This is a genomic window from Hoeflea sp. TYP-13 (assembly GCF_040932035.1).
GTDB lineage: Bacteria > Pseudomonadota > Alphaproteobacteria > Rhizobiales > Rhizobiaceae > Hoeflea_A.
Genome location: NZ_JBFRBB010000002.1, coordinates 724099 through 742637 on the forward strand (window position 1 = coordinate 724099; position 18539 = coordinate 742637).

Annotated in this window: 18 protein-coding genes; 7 read left to right on the top strand and 11 right to left on the bottom strand. The window is 57.0% G+C overall.

Going from position 1 to position 18539, the window contains the following annotated elements:
• Positions 1–34: 34 nt before the first annotated feature.
• From ABVT35_RS13735 to ABVT35_RS13760, 6 genes are all read right to left on the bottom strand, one after another.
• On the bottom strand, positions 35–721 hold the full coding sequence (locus ABVT35_RS13735) for a DUF2461 domain-containing protein (protein ID WP_368467148.1): 687 nt from the start codon (positions 719–721) through the stop codon (positions 35–37).
• A gap of 12 nt (positions 722–733) precedes the next feature.
• Entirely contained in the window at positions 734–1063 is a 330-nt protein-coding gene (locus ABVT35_RS13740) for a TfoX/Sxy family protein (RefSeq protein WP_368467149.1), read from the bottom strand.
• Between the two features lie 31 nt (positions 1064–1094).
• Entirely contained in the window at positions 1095–1487 is a 393-nt protein-coding gene (locus ABVT35_RS13745) for an MAPEG family protein (RefSeq protein ID WP_368467151.1), read from the bottom strand.
• Positions 1488–1548: 61 nt separating this feature from the next.
• Positions 1549–1956, bottom strand: coding sequence for a VOC family protein (locus tag ABVT35_RS13750; RefSeq protein WP_368467152.1), 408 nt, complete (start codon positions 1954–1956; stop codon positions 1549–1551).
• Positions 1957–2010: 54 nt separating this feature from the next.
• A complete protein-coding gene (locus tag ABVT35_RS13755) occupies positions 2011–3288 on the bottom strand; it encodes an RNA polymerase sigma factor (protein WP_368467153.1) in 1278 nt (425 codons plus the stop codon).
• Complete coding sequence (locus ABVT35_RS13760; RefSeq protein ID WP_368467154.1) at positions 3263–3640, bottom strand: YciI family protein; 378 nt, start codon at positions 3638–3640, stop codon at positions 3263–3265. The genes ABVT35_RS13755 and ABVT35_RS13760 overlap by 26 nt, the downstream gene beginning before the upstream one ends.
• 266 nt (positions 3641–3906) lie before the next feature.
• On the opposite strand from ABVT35_RS13760, the gene ABVT35_RS13765 reads away from it, so the two are divergent.
• The 4 genes from ABVT35_RS13765 (at position 3907) to ABVT35_RS13780 (ending at position 6697) form a co-directional block, all read left to right on the top strand.
• A complete protein-coding gene (locus tag ABVT35_RS13765) occupies positions 3907–4221 on the top strand; it encodes a hypothetical protein (protein ID WP_368467155.1) in 315 nt (104 codons plus the stop codon).
• 669 nt (positions 4222–4890) lie between these two features.
• On the top strand, positions 4891–5187 hold the full coding sequence (locus ABVT35_RS13770) for a hypothetical protein (protein ID WP_368467156.1): 297 nt from the start codon (positions 4891–4893) through the stop codon (positions 5185–5187).
• Between the two features lie 131 nt (positions 5188–5318).
• Positions 5319–5726 carry an acyl-CoA thioesterase gene (locus ABVT35_RS13775; RefSeq protein WP_368467157.1) on the top strand — a complete coding sequence of 136 codons (408 nt, stop codon included), beginning with the start codon at positions 5319–5321 and terminating at the stop codon, positions 5724–5726.
• A gap of 29 nt (positions 5727–5755) precedes the next feature.
• On the top strand, positions 5756–6697 hold the full coding sequence (locus ABVT35_RS13780) for an AEC family transporter (RefSeq protein ID WP_368467158.1): 942 nt from the start codon (positions 5756–5758) through the stop codon (positions 6695–6697).
• Here ABVT35_RS13780 and ABVT35_RS13785 read toward each other — a convergent pair.
• Together ABVT35_RS13785 and ABVT35_RS13790 are read right to left on the bottom strand one after the other, a co-directional pair.
• The gene (locus tag ABVT35_RS13785; protein WP_368467159.1) at positions 6663–8267 is read right to left on the bottom strand and encodes a DHA2 family efflux MFS transporter permease subunit; all 1605 of its coding nucleotides are present in this window, start codon (positions 8265–8267) and stop codon (positions 6663–6665) included. The two genes, ABVT35_RS13780 and ABVT35_RS13785, sit on opposite strands and share 35 nt — an antisense overlap.
• Before the next feature lie 17 nt (positions 8268–8284).
• Positions 8285–9355, bottom strand: coding sequence for an HlyD family secretion protein (locus ABVT35_RS13790; protein ID WP_368467160.1), 1071 nt, complete (start codon positions 9353–9355; stop codon positions 8285–8287).
• 240 nt (positions 9356–9595) lie between these two features.
• Here ABVT35_RS13790 and uvrB point away from each other — a divergent pair, with 240 nt between their 5' ends.
• The 3 genes from uvrB (at position 9596) to ABVT35_RS13805 (ending at position 15097) form a co-directional block, all read left to right on the top strand.
• A complete protein-coding gene (gene uvrB / locus ABVT35_RS13795; RefSeq protein ID WP_368467161.1) occupies positions 9596–12361 on the top strand; it encodes an excinuclease ABC subunit UvrB in 2766 nt (921 codons plus the stop codon).
• 282 nt (positions 12362–12643) lie between these two features.
• Entirely contained in the window at positions 12644–14479 is a 1836-nt protein-coding gene (locus ABVT35_RS13800; RefSeq protein ID WP_368467162.1) for a BCCT family transporter, read from the top strand.
• A gap of 189 nt (positions 14480–14668) precedes the next feature.
• Positions 14669–15097: a cytochrome c family protein gene (locus tag ABVT35_RS13805; RefSeq protein WP_368467163.1), complete on the top strand. Its 429-nt coding sequence runs from the start codon at positions 14669–14671 to the stop codon at positions 15095–15097.
• A gap of 312 nt (positions 15098–15409) precedes the next feature.
• Here ABVT35_RS13805 and ABVT35_RS13810 read toward each other — a convergent pair whose 3' ends face one another.
• The 3 genes from ABVT35_RS13810 to ABVT35_RS13820 all read right to left on the bottom strand — a co-directional run bounded on the left by ABVT35_RS13810 (position 15410) and on the right by ABVT35_RS13820 (position 18290).
• Positions 15410–16027 carry a class I SAM-dependent methyltransferase gene (locus tag ABVT35_RS13810; RefSeq protein WP_368467164.1) on the bottom strand — a complete coding sequence of 206 codons (618 nt, stop codon included), beginning with the start codon at positions 16025–16027 and terminating at the stop codon, positions 15410–15412.
• A gap of 137 nt (positions 16028–16164) precedes the next feature.
• Positions 16165–17733 carry a flavin monoamine oxidase family protein gene (locus tag ABVT35_RS13815; RefSeq protein ID WP_368467165.1) on the bottom strand — a complete coding sequence of 523 codons (1569 nt, stop codon included), beginning with the start codon at positions 17731–17733 and terminating at the stop codon, positions 16165–16167.
• A gap of 218 nt (positions 17734–17951) precedes the next feature.
• Positions 17952–18290 (bottom strand): cytochrome P460 family protein, encoded by a 339-nt coding sequence (locus ABVT35_RS13820; RefSeq protein WP_368467166.1) that lies wholly within the window; start codon positions 18288–18290, stop codon positions 17952–17954.
• Positions 18291–18539: the final 249 nt, after the last annotated feature.

The window sequence follows — 18539 nt, forward strand, 5'->3', positions numbered from 1 at the left end:
CGACATGGTATGCGACAGGATGAAATAAAGCAGCTTATGCCGTTTCGACATGCCTGTTGATCCACCGGTCCAAGGGACACAACGCCTCAAGAATTTCGGTCAGATAGCCGACCGCACCCGGTCCGAACAGGCGATCGTCAAATCCGGGGTTTTCATGGGTCCGTGCGACTATTCCCTTGCGGCGCAAATGGACTGCAGCGGGACTATCGGCGTCAAAACCGCGCGGTACACGCTGAAGTTCGGGTTCACCCGGCGTGCAGCCTACCTTTTCAGCCCTTGCGAGCGCGGCATCCAACTCGGCCCGGACTGGCTCCTTTTGAACCGCGGTGCGGTAGCGGTCCAGACCGTCGCCGGCAAACGCCCAGTGCCCCGAACCAAAACCAAAATGACTGTCTGACAGAACCAGGTGTATCCCAGCGGACCGGTTCGGGTGGTCTCCTGTCCACAGCACGATATGCATATGGGTATGATACGGTGTCTTGTCCTTTGAAAACCGAGTGTCCCGGTGGATTCGCCTCAAAGATTTGTTGACCCTCGGCACAGCCTGATGCGGCGGATCAAGCGAGGCCGCGATCGGAGACAGAGCCTCAATGAGCTGCATGGCCGGCTCTACGAACCGGGATTCGTATTCTGCCCTGTGCCCTTCGAACCATTCGCGGTTGTTGTTGGCCTTGAGGTCTTTCAGAAACGCGACAGACTTTCGCGGAATTCCTTCAAACATCGGATTCCTCTCCTATTTTGGCGGCAGGCCGCCGACAAACCGGGCGGTAAAATCAAGCCAGTTATCCAGCCCGGCGTCAATCGCGGCATCGGCCTCAACCCAGATCAGGCCACCCATCTTGCGGCCGGTAAAATCCATCGGACGCGCGCCGGGCCTTGCCAGCGCCTCCGCCTCGAGGTCCTTGCCGACGCGGAACATGAAACTGTCGTGATTGGCGACACCGGCGAACATATTGCCGTTAAGCAGAAAACAGACACCGCCAAACATGTTTTTCTCCGTAACCCCTGCCCGGTCCTGGAGCGCTTCCCGCAACAATTCTGCCAGATGTGGATCATGCGCCATGATTTGCTCCCGTAATCTGTGTGCTAAAAAATCAGGCGATGAGCCCGGTTCCACGGCCAAGAAGATACAGGCCCAGCACGATCATCAGCAAAAACGACAGTCCAGCACCGACGAGTCGAGCCGGTTTTCCGGCGAAACCAAGCATAAAGGCCGCATGCGACATCCGCGAAACGACCAGCACCCAGCCGCAGGTCCAGATAAGCCATTCTGGCGCACCGATATATTCGCTGGCCCCCATGGCTATCAGCAATATCGGAACGTATTCGACAAAATTTCCCTGCGCTCGGATCGCCTTGTGCATGGCCTGGTTGCCACCGTCACCGAAATCAATGTCGTATTTTGCACGGTTCGCGCTCGTGGTGATGGACAGGGCGGTGTGCATCAGCAGAAATATGCCGGTAAAAATGATCGTCGTCGTCAACATGTTGGTTCTCCCGATCCAAAGCATCAAGGGAACCGGCGCGGTTAACCGCGCCGGTTTGATTTCAGCCCTGCATGCTTTCGTAGGTAATCAGTGAGATCGATGCGCCGTACGGGTCGCGGAATTTAGCCATTCGGCCAACGCCAGGAAAATCGGCCGGCTCATCAATCGCTTCCGCACCGCTTTCCAGCGCGGCCTTGAACCGGGCATCGACATCGTCAACGGTAATGTAGATCGTCCATTCCCCATTGTCGGCCGGAAACGGCATGAAACCACCGATCGGGTTCTCACCGACGACAATACCGGCGTAAGACGATCCGTCCTGCATCGGCATGTCGTTCACATTCCAGTCGAGAACGCTTTCATAGAATTTTCGTGCACCGGCAGGGTCCTTGCCACTGTGCTGGATCCAACTTGCGGCGCCGTGAGTTTGCATCGGATTTGTCATCATATCCTCCTTGAAGTTGCTCATTCAATGAACCAAGGACGAACGGGGAATACCGAACCCTACAACGGCACAAAAAAATTATTCTATTTCACCACACTGCTCCATTTGGGCGCGGATATGATCCGCCTCCTGCTCAGTTGGGCCAAGCAACAGCGCCTGCTTGTAAGCTGCAATTGCCTGCTTTGGATGGCCGGCCTCTTTCAGGAGCGAAGCCTGGGTGGTGTGAAAATAGAGATAGTTGGCAAGGGAGTGGGACAAGGTGGCGAGGTAATCAAGCCCGGCCTGAGCGTTTTTGACCTTGGAAAGCGCAACGGCTCTGTTGAGTGAAACAACCGGTGTCGGCTGGACCTGTTCAAGCGCCGCATACAGTCTCTCAATTTCCCGCCAATTTGTGTGCTCGGCCTTTTCCGCTGCACAATGCACCGCCGCAATGGCGGCCTGTATCTGATAGGGACCGGCCCTGCCATGGCGCAGGGCCTTTTCAAGCAGAACCTGTCCTTCCGTAATCTCCTGCCTGTTCCAAAGTGTCCGGTCCTGCTCTTCCAGCGGCACCAGGCTGTCGTCCGCACCAAGCCGCGCCCGGCGTCTGGAGTGCTGAAACAGACACAGCGCAAGCAATCCCATGACCTCGGCCTGCGAGGGAAACAGTGTCAGCAGCAACCGGACAAGACGAATGGCCTCTTCGCACAGTTCGGCGCGAATATGCTCATCTCCACCGCTGGCCGTGTAACCTTCGTTGAAAAGCAGATAGGCCATGACGCAAACCGCATCGAGCCTGGCGGTCCGCTCCTGCAGACTGGGCGTGTCGATGCGCACGGCCACAATTGCAGCCTTTTTCTTCGCCCGCGTGATGCGCTGCTCCATCGCCTTCGGCTTGACGACAAAGGCGCGAGCAATCTTATCAACCGAAAAACCACCTATCACTTTCAAGGCGAGCGCCAGTTGATCCTGCAGGCTCAGCTCCGGATGGCAGCACATGAACATGAGCCGCAGCACATCGTCACGCAGTTCGGACATATCGATCTGATCCGCAAGCTCGGTCTCGACATCATTTGTCGCTTCGGAACTTTCAGGCAATTCGTCTTTGAAGAACAGCCGCTTGTCCCGCCGTATTCGGTCTATTGTCGCGTTTCGGCCGGTCATCAATAGCCACGCTGTCGGGTCACGCGGCAGCCCGGCAGCAGGCCAGCGCTCCAGTGCCCGCATACAGGCTTCCTGATAAGCGTCTTCTGCAATATCGAGACTTGAAAACTGTCGCGTCAAAGCCGCGAGCACCCGGGGCCTCGCCATGGCAAGATGGGCAGCGATTTCACTTTGCCTGAGCACCTCGTCAGTTGTCTTCGGTCGCTTCGGCAATCGTTCCGCCGCCCCAGCCTATGGGACGGACTTCGTAGGCGGCAACGCCCTGCGGCAGCTTCTTCGCCTGCTCAATGGCATCGTCGATACTCTCGCATTCAATTACATACAGCCCCATGAGTTGCTCCTTGGTCTCGGCAAAGGGACCATCCAGCACCATTACGCTGTCGCCGCGTTTCCTGACCGTCATGGCGGCCGACGTGTCCATAAGCTTGGCAACGGCCCCAAGCGTGCCCTTTTCATTGTGCTCGCGCTGCAGCTCCCTGTGGTGCTCCATGGCCGCGTCCTGTTCATCCTCCGGCAGACGTTCAAAAAAGCCCTCGGTGGAATAGATCAAAATCGCGTACTGCATAACTCACTCCCGATAAGGTTGTCTCACCTAGGACGTTTCAACGGACGCCAATCCGACACGCCGATTCAATTTGTCTCTGCATTTGGCCAAATTGCAACCCGCTGGCGGCCTCCGGAACCGCCTCTCTGGTAACGTCCTGCTATCACGAGATAGCAAATCCGTGAACAACACTGTCGATACGCAATATTCGCCATACTTATTGCCGTGGTCGCGCAACCAACCCGGTTGCATACGCCCGCAGACGACAGGTTTGGGAGAACAACAGCATGAACAGAGTTTTATTGGCGCTTTGTATTGTCTCGGTCAGCTTCCCGGCACTGGCAATCAACCGTTACAACGTTCAATCCATGAGCTGCGCAGCCGTCCAGAATGCGGTCAACCGCGACGGAGCCGCAATCTTGCGGTGGCGTTCCGCCCGCAACCCATCCCTGCCGATCTACGATCGCTATGTCAGAAACAGCCTGTTCTGCGATCGCGGGCAATATCCGAAGCGGGCCTATGTGCCGACGAACAATGCAGCAAACTGCCCGGTCTACAAGTGCGTTGATTCCACTTTCGACCGATCATTTGGCGATAGATAGACACCGGGTTTGTGACGCGTCGTTGACATTCGTCCCGGCGGTCGTACGAATGCAACCCACCGCGAGCCGCCGGCACCATCTCCCCGGCGGCTTCCGGCTGTGACGAGGCACAAAATCCGTGAACAGCACTGTCAGCGTGCAAATTTTGCCATAGTTATTGGCAGTAGTCTTGATACAAATACTGTTGCATACATTCAAAAATGACCGGTTTTGGAGAAATACAAAATGAACAGAGTTTTATTGGCGCTTTGTATTGTGTCGGTCAGTTTCCCGGCTCTGGCCATCAACCGTTACAATGTCAAAACCATGAGCTGCGCAGCAATTCAGAGTGCTGTAAATCGCGACGGGGCCGCGATCCTGCGCTGGCGTTCAACCCGCAATCCTTCGCTACCAATATATGATCGTTATGTCCGGAACAGGCTCTATTGCGACTTCAACCAATACGCCAAAAGGGCTTATGTTCCCGCGAAAAACACAGCCAACTGCCCGGTCCACAAATGCGCCGACTTAAGCGACAGCCTCTTTTTCAATGATTAGTGGCGGCGAATAACGGCATCCAAATGGTGAATCATACATCGTTTGCGCTGTGGCCGTTTCAGAACCGCCGGCACTGGAGCTGTCCGCAGCGATAAACATGTTGCGGTTCACAACCCCATCACGGAGAAGGCAATGAAGATTTTCATCATTTTACTGCCGGCAATACTGATTGCAGCTCCGGCCGGCGCTGCGAAAATGTACAACATAGACAACATGACCTGCGGCCAGGTTCAGTCGATTCTCAAGCGCGAGGGTGCGGCTCAGCTGCGCTACACGTCCAGAAACAATCCGTCCCTGCCCATCTACAACCGATATGTATCGGGAAGCACCCATTGCAGTTCCCGTTCAATAGCCAATCTTGCAACGGTCCCGACACGCGACAATGCAAAATGCACGGTGCGCATATGCAGGCGGTTCGGAGACCGGTAGAACAACACGGCACCGGCTTGTGCTTCAGGTAACGCGGGACAGGACCCCTGCGTGATATTTCCGCGGCTGCGGTTGCATTGTACGGCAAAGCCGGTATCTGTCCCCCATAAATTCACATTCTGGAGGGACACATGACATCTGCCGAAACCGCGACACCCAACGGTGATTTGACATTGCGTACGCTGGCCATGCCCGGCGATGCTAATGCTGCGGGCGATATTTTCGGTGGATGGGTCATGGCTCAGATGGACCTGGCCTGCGGCATTCGCGCGGCGGAACATGCCGGCGGCAGGGTCGTGACTGCCGCAGTCAACGAGATGGTTTTTGAAAAACCGATGCATGTCGGCGACACCTTGTGTGTCTACATCCACATCGAGAAGATCGGGCGCACGTCCATGACGCTGAAGGTTGAGGCCTGGGCGCAACGATATCTGAAACCGCTTCGGGAAAAGGTCATTGTCGGGCGTTTCGTGATGGTCGCCCTGGATGAAAACGGCAAACCGACCGGCATAGACAAACCTTCCGGTCCAACGGACTGAACCGCGTCACGATTGCCGGAGGCCTGGCCGTGTTCGAAAAAGTCGTGACAATCCTACTTCCGATTTTTGCCATTATGGGCCTCGGTTACCTTTCGGGAAGGCTGGAGCTGATTGGCAAAAACAGCGCTGTTATCCTCAATCGGTTCGTCACACATATCTCCCTTCCCCTGTTGCTGTTTGGCGCCCTTGCAAGCCAGCCGATTGATGAAATCTTCAATCTGCCCTTTATCGTCTCCTTTGGGGCGGCGGTGTTGGTCTGCTTTCTGCTGCCCTGGGTACTCCTGCGCGACAAGTCTGACATGAGCAAAAGGGCAATACGCGGACTTGGTGCCTCCTTCGCCAATGTCGGCTTTGTCGGCCTGCCCCTTCTGACGCCGATGGTTGGAACACTGGCGCTGCCGGCTCTCGGCGTATCCAACCTCATCGTTCTGACCGCCATGGCCGTTACCGTTTTGCTGCTTGAACTTGCGCGCAACGATACCGGCAACCTTGGGCCGGCAATTCGCACGGCGCTCGTTCACACTTTCAAGAATCCCATCATCTTCAGTCTGGTGGCCGGGACGGCCTTTTCCATTTCAGGATTATCACTGCCGGGCTGGATCGACCGGACGACGCAGATCGTTGGCGCCGCCACGCCTCCCGTTGCGCTGTTTGCAATGGGCGAGGCTCTGGTTGCGGCTCGGCTGACGAATCTTGGAGAAATCGGCGTGCTGGCTGCTGTCAAGCTGATCGTCATGCCGCTCATTGTCCTCGGTATCCTTCAGCTCTTTCCGCAGGTTGATCCGAAATGGGCAGTCTCCGCCGTTATGTTGGCAGCACTTTCAACCGCGGTGCTTGAATACATCGTGGCGACGGAATACCGCGAGGACGTTCAGGAGGCGTCAGGCCTCGTGCTGCTGACAACCATTCTGTCTGCTCTGACACTTCCCGTGTTTGTCATCTGGAGCCTGCATATCTGGCCGCTCCCATAAAGCGGCCAAACGGCCGGATATCAAGCCAACCGGCATATCCCCGTCCGCTTTCCTTTTTGGGATCGCGGAAGAAGATGGCCAGGGCAGCCAATCCGTAGGTGCAGAACGCCATATATTGCGAGATCTCGAAAATGGTCTGCAGTTGCGCCTGACTTGTCAAAAGGTCAGCGACATAGGCCATCTTGGTGTCGTAGCTCACGTTGTCGCCAAGATCGTTCAGATACTGCTGGAGAGCCGGATTCGATGGGTTGATCTCACCGACATTGCGCGTCCAGTTGGCAAGCTGGCCATTGTAATAAAGCGTTCCGACGGCGGTGGTTCCGAACGAAAAACCAAGCGTTTTGGTCAAATTGAAAAGACCCGCCCCTTCATCGCGCTTATCCGGGGATAAGTTTGCAAATGCACGGGCTGCGAGTATCGGAAAAACCAGCATCATGCCGAACACGATCAACACGCCAGGCGGAACGGCCTGCCACATACCGACATTCTCGTTCAGCCGGCTGAACCAGAACCACCCTGACCCCATCACGAGGCAGGCAAGGATGTAGCTTATTCTGAATGACAGAATCGACTGCAATCTCCCGGCAACAAAACTGCCGGTTACCCCGCCAACGCCGTAGCACCCGATGACGACGCCCGCTGTCGATGCTTGCCACCCTAGCCCATCGACAAAGAGCTGCGGGGCAAGGATCATCAGTGCCAGGAAGGTGCTGCCCATGGCCGTCACCACGAGACAGCAAAGTGTGAAATTGAGGTCGGCGAATAGCCCTATATCGATTATGTGGCGTTTGCCGAGATATATCCCGCGTCCGATGACAATCAACGCCGCCACAAAAGAAATCAGGAACAGATAAACGATCGCGTGTGAACTGAACCAGTCAAGCTTGTCACCCTGATTAAGGCCGATCTGCAGGGTCGACAGCATGGCGACCAGAAATCCAAGGCCCAGCCAGTCAGTACGCATCGGCGTGTGCGCTGTGCGCCGAACGAATGACAGAATGAGAATAATCGCGACGGCGCCGACCGGAACGTTCACCCAGAAGTTCCACCGCCAGTCGAGGTCCTGAGCAAGATAGCCGCCCAGCATAGGTCCGAGCGCCGGGCCGCCCATGACGCCGACAACCCAGAATGCGAGGACCTTGGCGCGCTCTTCCTCCTCGACCGCATCGATCAGCATCGCCTGCGACAGAGGGATGAGCGGCCCCGAAAACAAACCCTGGATGAACCGGAACATGACGATCATATCCAGATCCTGCGCCAGTCCGCATGCAACCGACGACAGTACAAACCCGATAACGGCGGTCATGATGAGCACTTTTCGTCCCAGCATCCGCGACAGGTGGCCGGTAATCCCGATGACGATCGCCTGTCCAACGGCAAACATGGTAACCACCCAGGTGACCTCGTCCGTGGTGGCGTTCAGATTGCCTGCCATATAGGGCAGCGCCACGGTAACGATCGTCAGGTCGATCGACGCCATCAATGAGATGAACAGCGTCGTTACAATGATCATGTTGCGGTGGAAGCCGGGCGGCAACGGCTTGATCAGATGGGCTGGCTCCTGAGGCATCAGCGATCCCTAACGGCTCATTGCGACTGGGCCGCGGGCGGATCGTCGGTATTCACCTCGACCGACGAGCTGGCGCCGAGCCGGAACGGATAATCCGGATCAGTTTCCTCAAGAGAGATGCGGACCGGAATACGCTGGGTGACCTTGACCCAGTTGCCTGTCGTGTTCTGCGCCGGCAACAGTGAGAACGAAGCCGAGGAACTCGCGCCGATGCTCTCGACCGTGCCGGAAAATTCCTTATCGCCATACATGTCGATGGTGATGCTCACCGGCTGTCCGGGCTTGATGCGATCGACATTTGTCTCCTTGAAATTTGCGTCGATCCACCAGCGATCGGATTCGACAAACGGAAACAGATCATCGCCGGACTGGACCACATCGCCGCGTCGAAGCGAGAAATTCGTCACATAGCCGTCGGCCGGAGCGATTATCGTCGTCCAATCCATGTTGAGCTGTGCCTCGTCAACCGCCGCCTGTGCCTGCTCGATCTGCGCATTGATCGTTTCGGGTGTTCCGTATTCTTTCTCGGCCACGACAAGTTCCGCCTGCAGTGTTTCAAGCTTTGCCCTGGCTTCAATAAGGTTGTTTTCGGCCTGGATTCCCTGCAGCACGGTCTGAACGTCCTCTTGCACAAGAGGTTTGGTCCGCTTCGCTACTTCCTGAGCCGTATTTACCGCTGCCTTTTGTTCAGCGACCATCGCCTTGGCGGCATCCACTTTTGCCTTGCCCGCTTCGATCTGCTGACGAACCAGAACAAGATTGGCCTGTGCATCATTGAGCTGAGCGTCATAAAGCCGCGAATCGAGCGCAAAGAGCTTATCGCCCTTTTTTACCCGTTGGTTGTTGATGACATGAACATCCGCCACCTGGCCGTCTACCTGCGGTGAAATCCACACATAGTTGGCGTTCAGATAGGCGTTGTCGGTTGCCGGGTGATCACGCTCGAAATTCCAGTAAATGTAAATTCCGAACAAAAGCGCACCGCCAACAAGCAACGCTATCACGACGATCAGCCCTTCGCGCAGCCGGCTGGGGCCTTTTTCGTCCGGGCTCGCATCATCTTGCTTAGAACCGGAATCGTCTCCCATGGAATTCCCCCAAACTCAGCTTTGTTCGTCGCACGTATCTGATTTGCCGCGGAATCGCGACACTACCCCACATTATTGCCGCCAGTCATAAAAACAAACCGAATAGTTGTAGAACCGAGCATTGGGAACGTTCTGCATGAAACCAATTATTCGGGCCTCCTGACAACCCAATGTCAGGAGGCTGGCATTTGATCGCTTCTCACCCTTTCCATTTCTCCTTTCACTCGCCATATTCCCCCCATGAGCTCCGATCCCAAGAACAAGAAACAAAGCGGTTTCTCCGAAAAGCCGCAGGAACAGCTTGAAGGCGTCCCGCTTTCCGGCTCCGTCAGCGAATGGGCAAAGGAAATCGCCGACGAAGCCAAAAAACAGCCGGCGAAGACCAAAGCAAAGCGCGACAAGAAAACGACCGCCGGGCGGACGGCCAGGGGCACATCCATCGGCGGAAGCAAGGACCCGAAGACCCGCGCGGCTGCCGGGCTCAACCCGGTCGCCGGCCTCGATATTTCACTTGAAGATGCCGAAGCGCTGCAGTCTGGTACCGGCAAGTCGAAGAAATCGGAAAAGAAGAAACAGTCCGCTACTGATGTGGAAGCCGACGGCGGATCGGGCGTGACGGCAACTGTCGATGCGTTGTCGAAGCTCATCGAATCGGGCAATCCGCTTTTCAAGGACGGAAAGATGTGGGTTCCACATCGTCCCGAGCGCCCGGAAAAATCCGAGGGCGGTATCGAAATCCGCATGAAAACGGAGTTCGAGCCCAACGGCGACCAGCCGACGGCGATCGAGGATCTGGTTTCGGGGTTAGGCGATGACGACAGAACCCAGGTCCTGCTTGGCGTCACCGGTTCCGGCAAGACCTTCACCATGGCCAAGGTCATTGAACAGACACAGCGCCCTGCCCTCATCCTTGCCCCCAACAAGACACTGGCGGCGCAGCTCTATGGCGAGTTCAAGAATTTCTTTCCGGACAACGCCGTCGAGTATTTCGTCTCCTACTACGACTACTACCAGCCGGAAGCCTATGTGCCGCGTTCCGACACCTATATCGAAAAGGAATCGTCGATCAACGAACAGATCGACCGCATGCGCCACTCGGCCACGCGCGCTCTGATGGAGCGCGACGACGCGATTATCGTTGCGTCAGTTTCCTGCATTTACGGTATCGGTTCGGTCGAAACTTACACGGCCATGACCTTTCAAATGGAGATCGGTGACCGTATCGACCAGCGCCAGTTGCTGGCCGACCTCGTCGCCCAGCAATACCGTCGTTCGGACATGAACTTCGTGCGCGGCACGTTTCGCGTGCGGGGCGATACGATCGAGATCTTCCCGGCTCACCTTGAAGACCGTGCCTGGCGCATCTCACTCTTCGGCGACGAGATCGATGCGATCACCGAGTTTGATCCGCTGACGGGACAAAAGACCGATCAGCTCAAATCCGTCAAGATCTACGCGAACTCGCACTACGTGACACCCCGCCCAACGCTCAACCAGGCAATCAAGTCGATCCGCGATGAACTGGTGCACCGGTTGGCAGAGCTGGAACGGGCCGGTCGCCTTCTCGAAGCGCAACGGCTCGAGCAGCGAACCCGCTATGACCTTGAGATGCTCGAAGCAACAGGCTCCTGCCAGGGCATTGAGAACTATTCACGCTACCTGACTGGCCGCGCGCCGGGTGAGCCGCCGCCCACGCTGTTTGAGTATATACCGGACAACGCACTGATTTTTCTCGACGAAAGCCACGTCACGGTGCCGCAGATCGGCGCCATGTATCGCGGCGACTTCCGCCGCAAGGCGACGCTCGCCGAATACGGTTTCCGCCTGCCTTCATGTATGGACAACCGGCCGCTGCGCTTCGAGGAATGGGACGCGATGCGCCCGCAAACAATTGCCGTCTCGGCCACACCTGGTGGCTGGGAGCTTGAACAGTCCGGCGGCGTCTTTGCCGAGCAGGTGATCCGCCCAACGGGCCTGATCGATCCGCCGGTCGAAGTGCGGCCGGCCAAGAGCCAGGTTGATGATGTCCTCGATGAAATCCGCCTGAAATCGCAGGAAGGATACCGGACGCTTGTAACTGTGCTCACCAAGCGGATGGCCGAGGACCTGACCGAATATCTCCACGAACAGGGCGTGCGGGTGCGCTACATGCACTCCGACATTGACACGCTTGAGCGCATCGAAATCATCCGCGACCTGCGCCTCGGCGCTTTCGACGTACTCGTCGGCATCAACCTCTTGCGCGAGGGCCTCGATATTCCCGAATGCGGACTGGTCGCCATCCTCGACGCCGACAAGGAGGGCTTCCTGCGTTCCGAAACATCACTGGTGCAGACAATCGGTCGTGCCGCCCGTAACGTAGACGGCAAGGTCATCCTTTATGCCGACACGGTGACCGGTTCGATGGACCGTGCGATGACCGAGACCAACCGGCGCCGTGACAAGCAGATGGCCTGGAACAAGGAGCACGGCATCACGCCGGAGAGCGTCAAGGCGCAGATCGCCGACATTCTCGACAGTGTCTATGAAAAAGATCACGTCCGGGCCGATATTTCCGGCTTCAAGGAAACCGGCGAGATGATCGGCAATAACCTTGCCGCCCATCTGGAAGATCTTGAGAAAAAGATGCGCGATGCCGCAGCCGATCTCGACTTCGAGGAAGCTGCCCGCCTGCGCGACGAAATCAAGCGTCTGCGCGAAACGGAACTCGCAGTCATGGACGACCCCCTTGCGCGTCTCGAGAACGACATGGCCGCAAGCCCGCGCGCTCGGCGGGAAAAGAAGGGAAGGCCTCGCGGGCCTCTGCCGCGTAGCGAACGCGGCGATGGCTACTTCCAGAAACCATCGCTCGACGACATGGGACCGGGCACGGACATGGCCCGACCGGTCGGATCAGGCGATAAACCCGTCAAGCGCGGCAAGGTCGGCACCGGGTCATACGAGGATGGTGGTGAGCAAAGACGCAGGCAGATGACCCGCGGAAAGACAGGCAAACCCGGGCATTGATGTGCCGGTCAGGCCCCTGAAACAGGATCTTGCGGACATGTTCGCCGTGAGTCTCGGATCCCGGGAATTTTCGAAATTCGCCAAGCTGTCGCAAAAACGGTTTTATTTCGCCTCCTAAGGCGTTGTCTTCATGGCTGAAAACAGCGATACGACGGGTGTTCCCGCCCCTCGATATGCCGGAACGGCATGTCGCAAATAGAACTATACACTGCGAAGGCAAACGCATATGGGCAGCAAACATCGGCAAGACTGACGCGAGCACGTGCGCTTAGGGAGGATAGCATGTCAGTCAAACCACCATTTACCGAGTTGGAGATCAAAAAGGCTGCAACCGGCTTCTATGAGGGACACAGCGTTGAAATTGCCTTGCTCAGCAAGGCCATCATGGTCGCGCTGGTCATCTGGGCTCTGGTCTGGCCTGCAAACGCGAATGGCGTACTGGGCAGTCTGAACTGGAAATTGCTGGGAGATTTCAACGCCTTTTATATTGTCATTGTCGGCCTTTTCTCGTTCTTTCTGCTGATCGTGGCTATCCTGCCGCAAACCGGTAAAAGGCTTATGGGACAGCCTGGAGAAAAACCCGAATTCTCCAATTTTTCCTGGTTTTCAATGATGTTCGGAGCCGGCCTGGGTGTCGGTCTGATGGTCTTTGCCACTGCCGAACCCATGGGTTTGTGGGGTTCAAATCCGGTCATTCTGGCCGGTGAAGTCGCACCGAATACCGAACAGGCAATTCAGTCCGGCTATCGCTATACCTTCCTTCACTACGGCTTCCACGCATGGGCGATCTATGTGGTAACGGGCCTGTCGCTGGCCTATTACGCCTATACTCGAGGAATGCCGCTGACAATCCGGTCTGCCCTGACCCCGCTTTTCGGCCGCTTTATGAATGGCTTGCTCGGTCATGTGGTTGACGTGCTGGGTGTTGTCGCAACTATCCTCGGCGTATCGGTTACCATCGGCTTCGGCGTATCCCAGTTCATCGATGGACTGTACGCGATTACCGGAATGAACTGGATGATGAATCTGGGCGGAGACGCGCCTGTACCGGGGACGGTAGGATTGATAACCGGCCTGGTCATCATCATGGGCCTGTCTATCATTTCAGCTGTGTCGGGCGTCGGGCGCGGGGTTAAATACCTGTCGAACCTGAACCTGGTTCTGTCGATCATCCTGTTGCTGACCTTTATCGTTTTCGGCTCGTTTCTCTTTGCAATGACCACATACGCAACGGCGATGGTGGATTATATTTTCCATTATATTTCGTTGAGCTTTGGCGCCTTCGGCCCGCAGACACCTGCCTCGTTTGCCGCAGCACTGCCCGCGGAAGCAGCACCATTTGCAGATGCACTGCGCAGTGGCGCAACAAATGCCTGGGGATCGTTTGCGAGCTTCAAATCCGGTCTCGAAGGCGATGCGGCAGCCCTTTCGGATGACGTGCTTCAGGCCGCCTATGCGGCAGGTGAGCCAGGACGCCAGTTCGGCTGGCAGGCCGGCTGGACAACATTTTACTGGGCCTGGTGGATCGCCTTCTCGCCTTTTGTCGGCCTGTTCCTGGCGCGCATATCCAAAGGCCGCTCGGTGCGGGAATTCATCGTAGGATGTGTTTTTGCCCCGGCACTGGTCTGCTTCGCCTGGATGACCATTCTTGGCGGTACGGCCATTGAACTCGAGCTCACCGGCGGGGCGGATGGCGCCATTATCGGTGCTTCGAACACGGCCAAGCTTTTCGTAACCCTGGGCGAGATGATCACCGGCGGATTTCTATCGGCCATAACCATCATGTGCGTGGTGCTGATCCTGACATTCCTCGTCACATCAGCCGACTCCGGCATTCTGGTTATGAACACCATCATGTCCGGCGGCGAGCAGCAGACCGGCATCAAACACCGCATCGTCTGGGGTGTGATCCTGACTCTCGTGATCGGTACATTGCTGGTCGCAGGCAATACCAATGGCGGGTCGGACCCGATGGAAGCCCTGAAGAGCGCCATGATCATCGGAGCACTGCCATTCACGATGGTCATGGGGCTTATGTGCATAGCTCTGGCCAAGGCACTCTACCGCGACGGTGCGCGTTCCAAACTGGGTGAGGCATCACCTGAAGCGGCCGAATAAAATCAGTTGGCCGGGCGAGTGTGATAAGGCACCTCGCCCGGCCATTGCAAATGCGGTCACACGATTGCGGTAATGTGACAGCCGGCCTTTTCGATCACGTTCCTGTCACCACATCGTGACGCGACATGCGCTCCCCATTTGGCAAGATGCTGCCATCACGCAAAACGATGGATGGGGATACGCCACGATATGAAATCTTTTCTAGCAGCCGCAACAGCAATGACCGTATTGACGGCTATCAGTCCGGTCCGGTCGCAGGATGTCGCGGCCGGCGAAAAGGTCTTCAAGAAATGCAAGGCCTGCCACAAGGTCGGAGACGACGCCAAGAACGGCGTCGGCCCGATACTGAACGGTGTCATCGGACGACCGGCAGGCTCTGTCGATGGATACAAATACGGCACAGGCATGCAACAGGCCGGCGCTGCGGGCCTTGTTTGGAGCGAAGAGCTTATCCTCGAATACATCACTGACCCGAAGACATTCCTGCGCACCTATCTGGATGATCCGAAGGCCAAGGCCAAGATGGTGTTCAAGCTGAAGAAGGAGCAGGACCGTCTTGACGTGCTTGCCTATGTAAAGACGTTTTCGCCTGAAACCGGAGCGAGCGCTGCGGACTGAATAGGCGCAGTCTAGAGCGCGTCTTGTTTTTACGGGATCATTTGATGGTGGAAAATCGGCACACTCGGCTAGGCGTGTCGCGCAGCGCGATGTGGTGCATCGGGCAAGCGGCGCAACGACGCCGATGGGCCGATTATCCACCACCCTTTAAAGAAAGGTGTTGTTGAACATCGCAGCCGATTGGGCCGGGCGATTTTGCCCGCTGACTGCGTTGGCTCGCGCTTGTGGTGGGCCCGCACCACGGCGCGCAACCCGCCTTGTCAGCGACCAAAATCGCCTCGGTCAAATGATTCCGTATAAACAAGACGCGCTCTAAATCTTTCGAGCCAAATGCAGGACCAGGCTTCCTTCGGCCGCGATCCTGGTGACACTTGGAAAGCCCGCTTCGGACAATGCGTTGCTCTGTTCATCGGCAGACATGAACAGCTCCGTGTCGGGCAACCCGCCATCACCGCTGAAGTGGTCCGAGACAAGATAGCTGCCTTCCTGCGTCAGCAGGCCGTGAACCTGCTGGTGCAGGGCCTTTGCATGTCTCTTGTGACGCAGTTCGTGAACCGCCTGGTTGGTCACGACGATATCGAACGGTTGCAGGTCTTCAGCCCAAGAATCGGACTTGAAGCTGCGTTCCAGGAACGTGATCCGGTCGATGAAGGGCTTCACTCTCGCACGCGCCAGCGCATGCATTGCAGGTGAAAAATCCAGAGCCGTGTAGCGAGCCTGCGGAATTTCTTTGAGCATTCGGTGGGCAAGGAAACCCGGCCCCGACCCAAGTTCGAGTATGAGAGGATCCGGCCCGGCCCGGCGCCCGGCCTCCTCGACCAAACGATCCAATATCGCGTTTCTGCCCGGGCGCTGTTCGGCATTCGATGCCCACTTGCTGGCGTCCTCCATCAAACGGAGGTCAATTGCACTTGGTATGTCATGCGGCATGGTATTTTCCCAATATTGCGGAGTTTGCTCGTAGTCCCCAGCCGCAAATTCCGGTTTAACGCCGCTGCCCTGCTCACCGCCTGACGGAAATGGTGCACCGGTTTTCAACCGATGTCCATGGTTTCGGCCGTCGTGGATCAGCCCTTGGATGTCTGAGCCCGTTCGTGAATGGAAGAGACCACCTCATGGGCGGACAGAACCGCGCCTTCCTGCCAGCCCGGCAGCCAGCTCATATGCTCACCGGCAAAATACATGTTCCGGTCCGGCTTGCTGAGTGTCCGGTATTCGTTGCCGCGCTGGTCCCGTCGCCAGACAGCCCATGCGCCCTTGGCCAACGGCATATTGTGCCACGCCACAGAAATCGGCCTGCCGACCTCGCTTCCAATTTGCGGATGCAACTTGCTTCCCGCCGTCTTGGCCGTTTCATATCGCTTTTTTGGTGTCATCGCGGAGAGCCGGACGGCGTCACCGTGAAAAGCATAGGCCCCAACCATAATTCCCTTGCCGGAATGATAGCCGCTGCACGGATACCAGATCTGTGTAATCGGATGATTGATGTAGGATATGCCGCCATAAATCGCATCATCCTCTTCCCAGAACCGTCGATTGGCCTGATAACCGATCTTTACGACCGGCATGTAGGCAACGGAGCGGACAGCCTCTTTGTGTTGAGCGGACAAATTGGTCGTTACACCCGCCAGCACCTTGAGCGGCAAAGTGCATATGCAAAAGTCGGCATTGACGACTTTTCCTTCAGAACCATCGGCGTTGAAGGTGGCCTGAACGCCGTTTTCGGTGTTGTGGATCTCAGTGACCGCGGCCCGGGTCTCGATGCGGTCACCGAGGCGATCCGCAAAGGCGCGGACGATCGCATCCATTCCGCCGACTGGCTGGAACATGGTGGCCTGCTGAAAGAACTCTTCTTCGAAATACATTTTCCAGCGCCAGAAATCCGAGCTCAGAAGATCTTTCAGCTCGAGAGGCCTGCGCAAACGCCCCCGTTTTTCGAATGCCCCGGGCAGCGATTCGTATCCGCTGCGGCCACCGCCGGCGTAGGTACCGTAATAGTCAAGTTCCCCAAATCTACCCAGAAACGCGAAAAGCCTGTCTATGTGGATATCTCCCAGCTCTTCGTCGAGCAAATGACCGTCGATCGCCTTGGCGAGCAGCTCGGAAATCAGGCCTGCCGTGTCGTGGTGCACCTGTCTGGATTCCACCGGGTGCCCGTCATTGATCCGATCATCTTGAAAGAGCGCACTGCGATTGTTGTTGATGAACACCTCAAGATCGATGCCGAAGGTCCTGCAATAACCGAGGACAGCCTGGTGCGCACTGGGAATTCTCGCCGGCCCTGCATTCATGTAGAGCCCCTTGTCGAACTTGCAGATCTGGGCGTCAGCACCGGATTCGAAAACCGCGTCGCCGCGCCGGAGAGTGCGGCAGCGCCCGCCAACGATATCCGACGCCTCCAAAAGACGGCAATCGTAACCGGCCTGCATTAATTCGTAAGCGGCGCTCAGACCGGCAATTCCTCCGCCCAGGATCAGCACCGATTTGTTGCCGGACTGGCCTTTCGGGATTACGGGTGTTTGTGTGGCACCCTGCGCAACATGGAAATGCCCAAGCCCCTGCATGACGGAATAAAGCACTCCGGCGCCGGCGACCTGGCCAATGCGAATTAGAAAGTCACGCTTGGAGACGACCATTACAATCCCCTCGTGCAATACAGAAACACCAAAGATGAGGCGATCTTAACGCACTCGCACGCGATTATCACCCGCGACATCGGGTGTTGAGCGCCCGTCGGGATGATTGCTCAATACCGGCATTCCCGACGCCGGCCCGAGACTTGGTCAAAGACTTGGGGGATCGCATAACGATGCCGCCGACATGAATGCCGGCGGCACAGTTGGGCAGCTGGAGGTTACCTTGCCCGCACTTCCTCTGGGAGGAAGAACAGATAGTCCGCATCTTCCGCACCGGTATGGCAGTCGTGACAGAAGGTCATGGCATCGCTGCCCGGCCCTCCTGTCAGCCCGGCCGTGGTACCGCCCGGCATGACCATGGCATAGCGCCAGTCGGCCGTTGCGGGGTTAAATCCGCGCGTCATCTTTTCCATGATGAAGAGCGGTCCGACTGACGCCTGCCCCTTGGCGTCAACCGTGAAGCTCGCTTTGGCCGAAGTGGTGCCGATCGGCACAGGGTTCACCTCGCCGTATTTGGCGTAGGCTTCCGCCCCGAGCTTGTTTGTGTAGTTCACCACGAACCGGTTGCCATGCGTTGCACTCGGATATGGATATTTGGAGAAGTGGACAAAGTTTTCCCACCTGTTGACGGCCCAGTGTCCACCACCCTTGTACTGGGCGGCGAGTTCCGATTTCAGACAGTCATAAAGTGCCGTGACTTCTTCCGGTCCGAGATTCAGATCATCCGGATCGGCGGCAGCCGAGCTCGCTCCGCAGGGGTTGCACGGATTGCACGGGTTGCAATGCGATGCCGCACATGGGTTTGC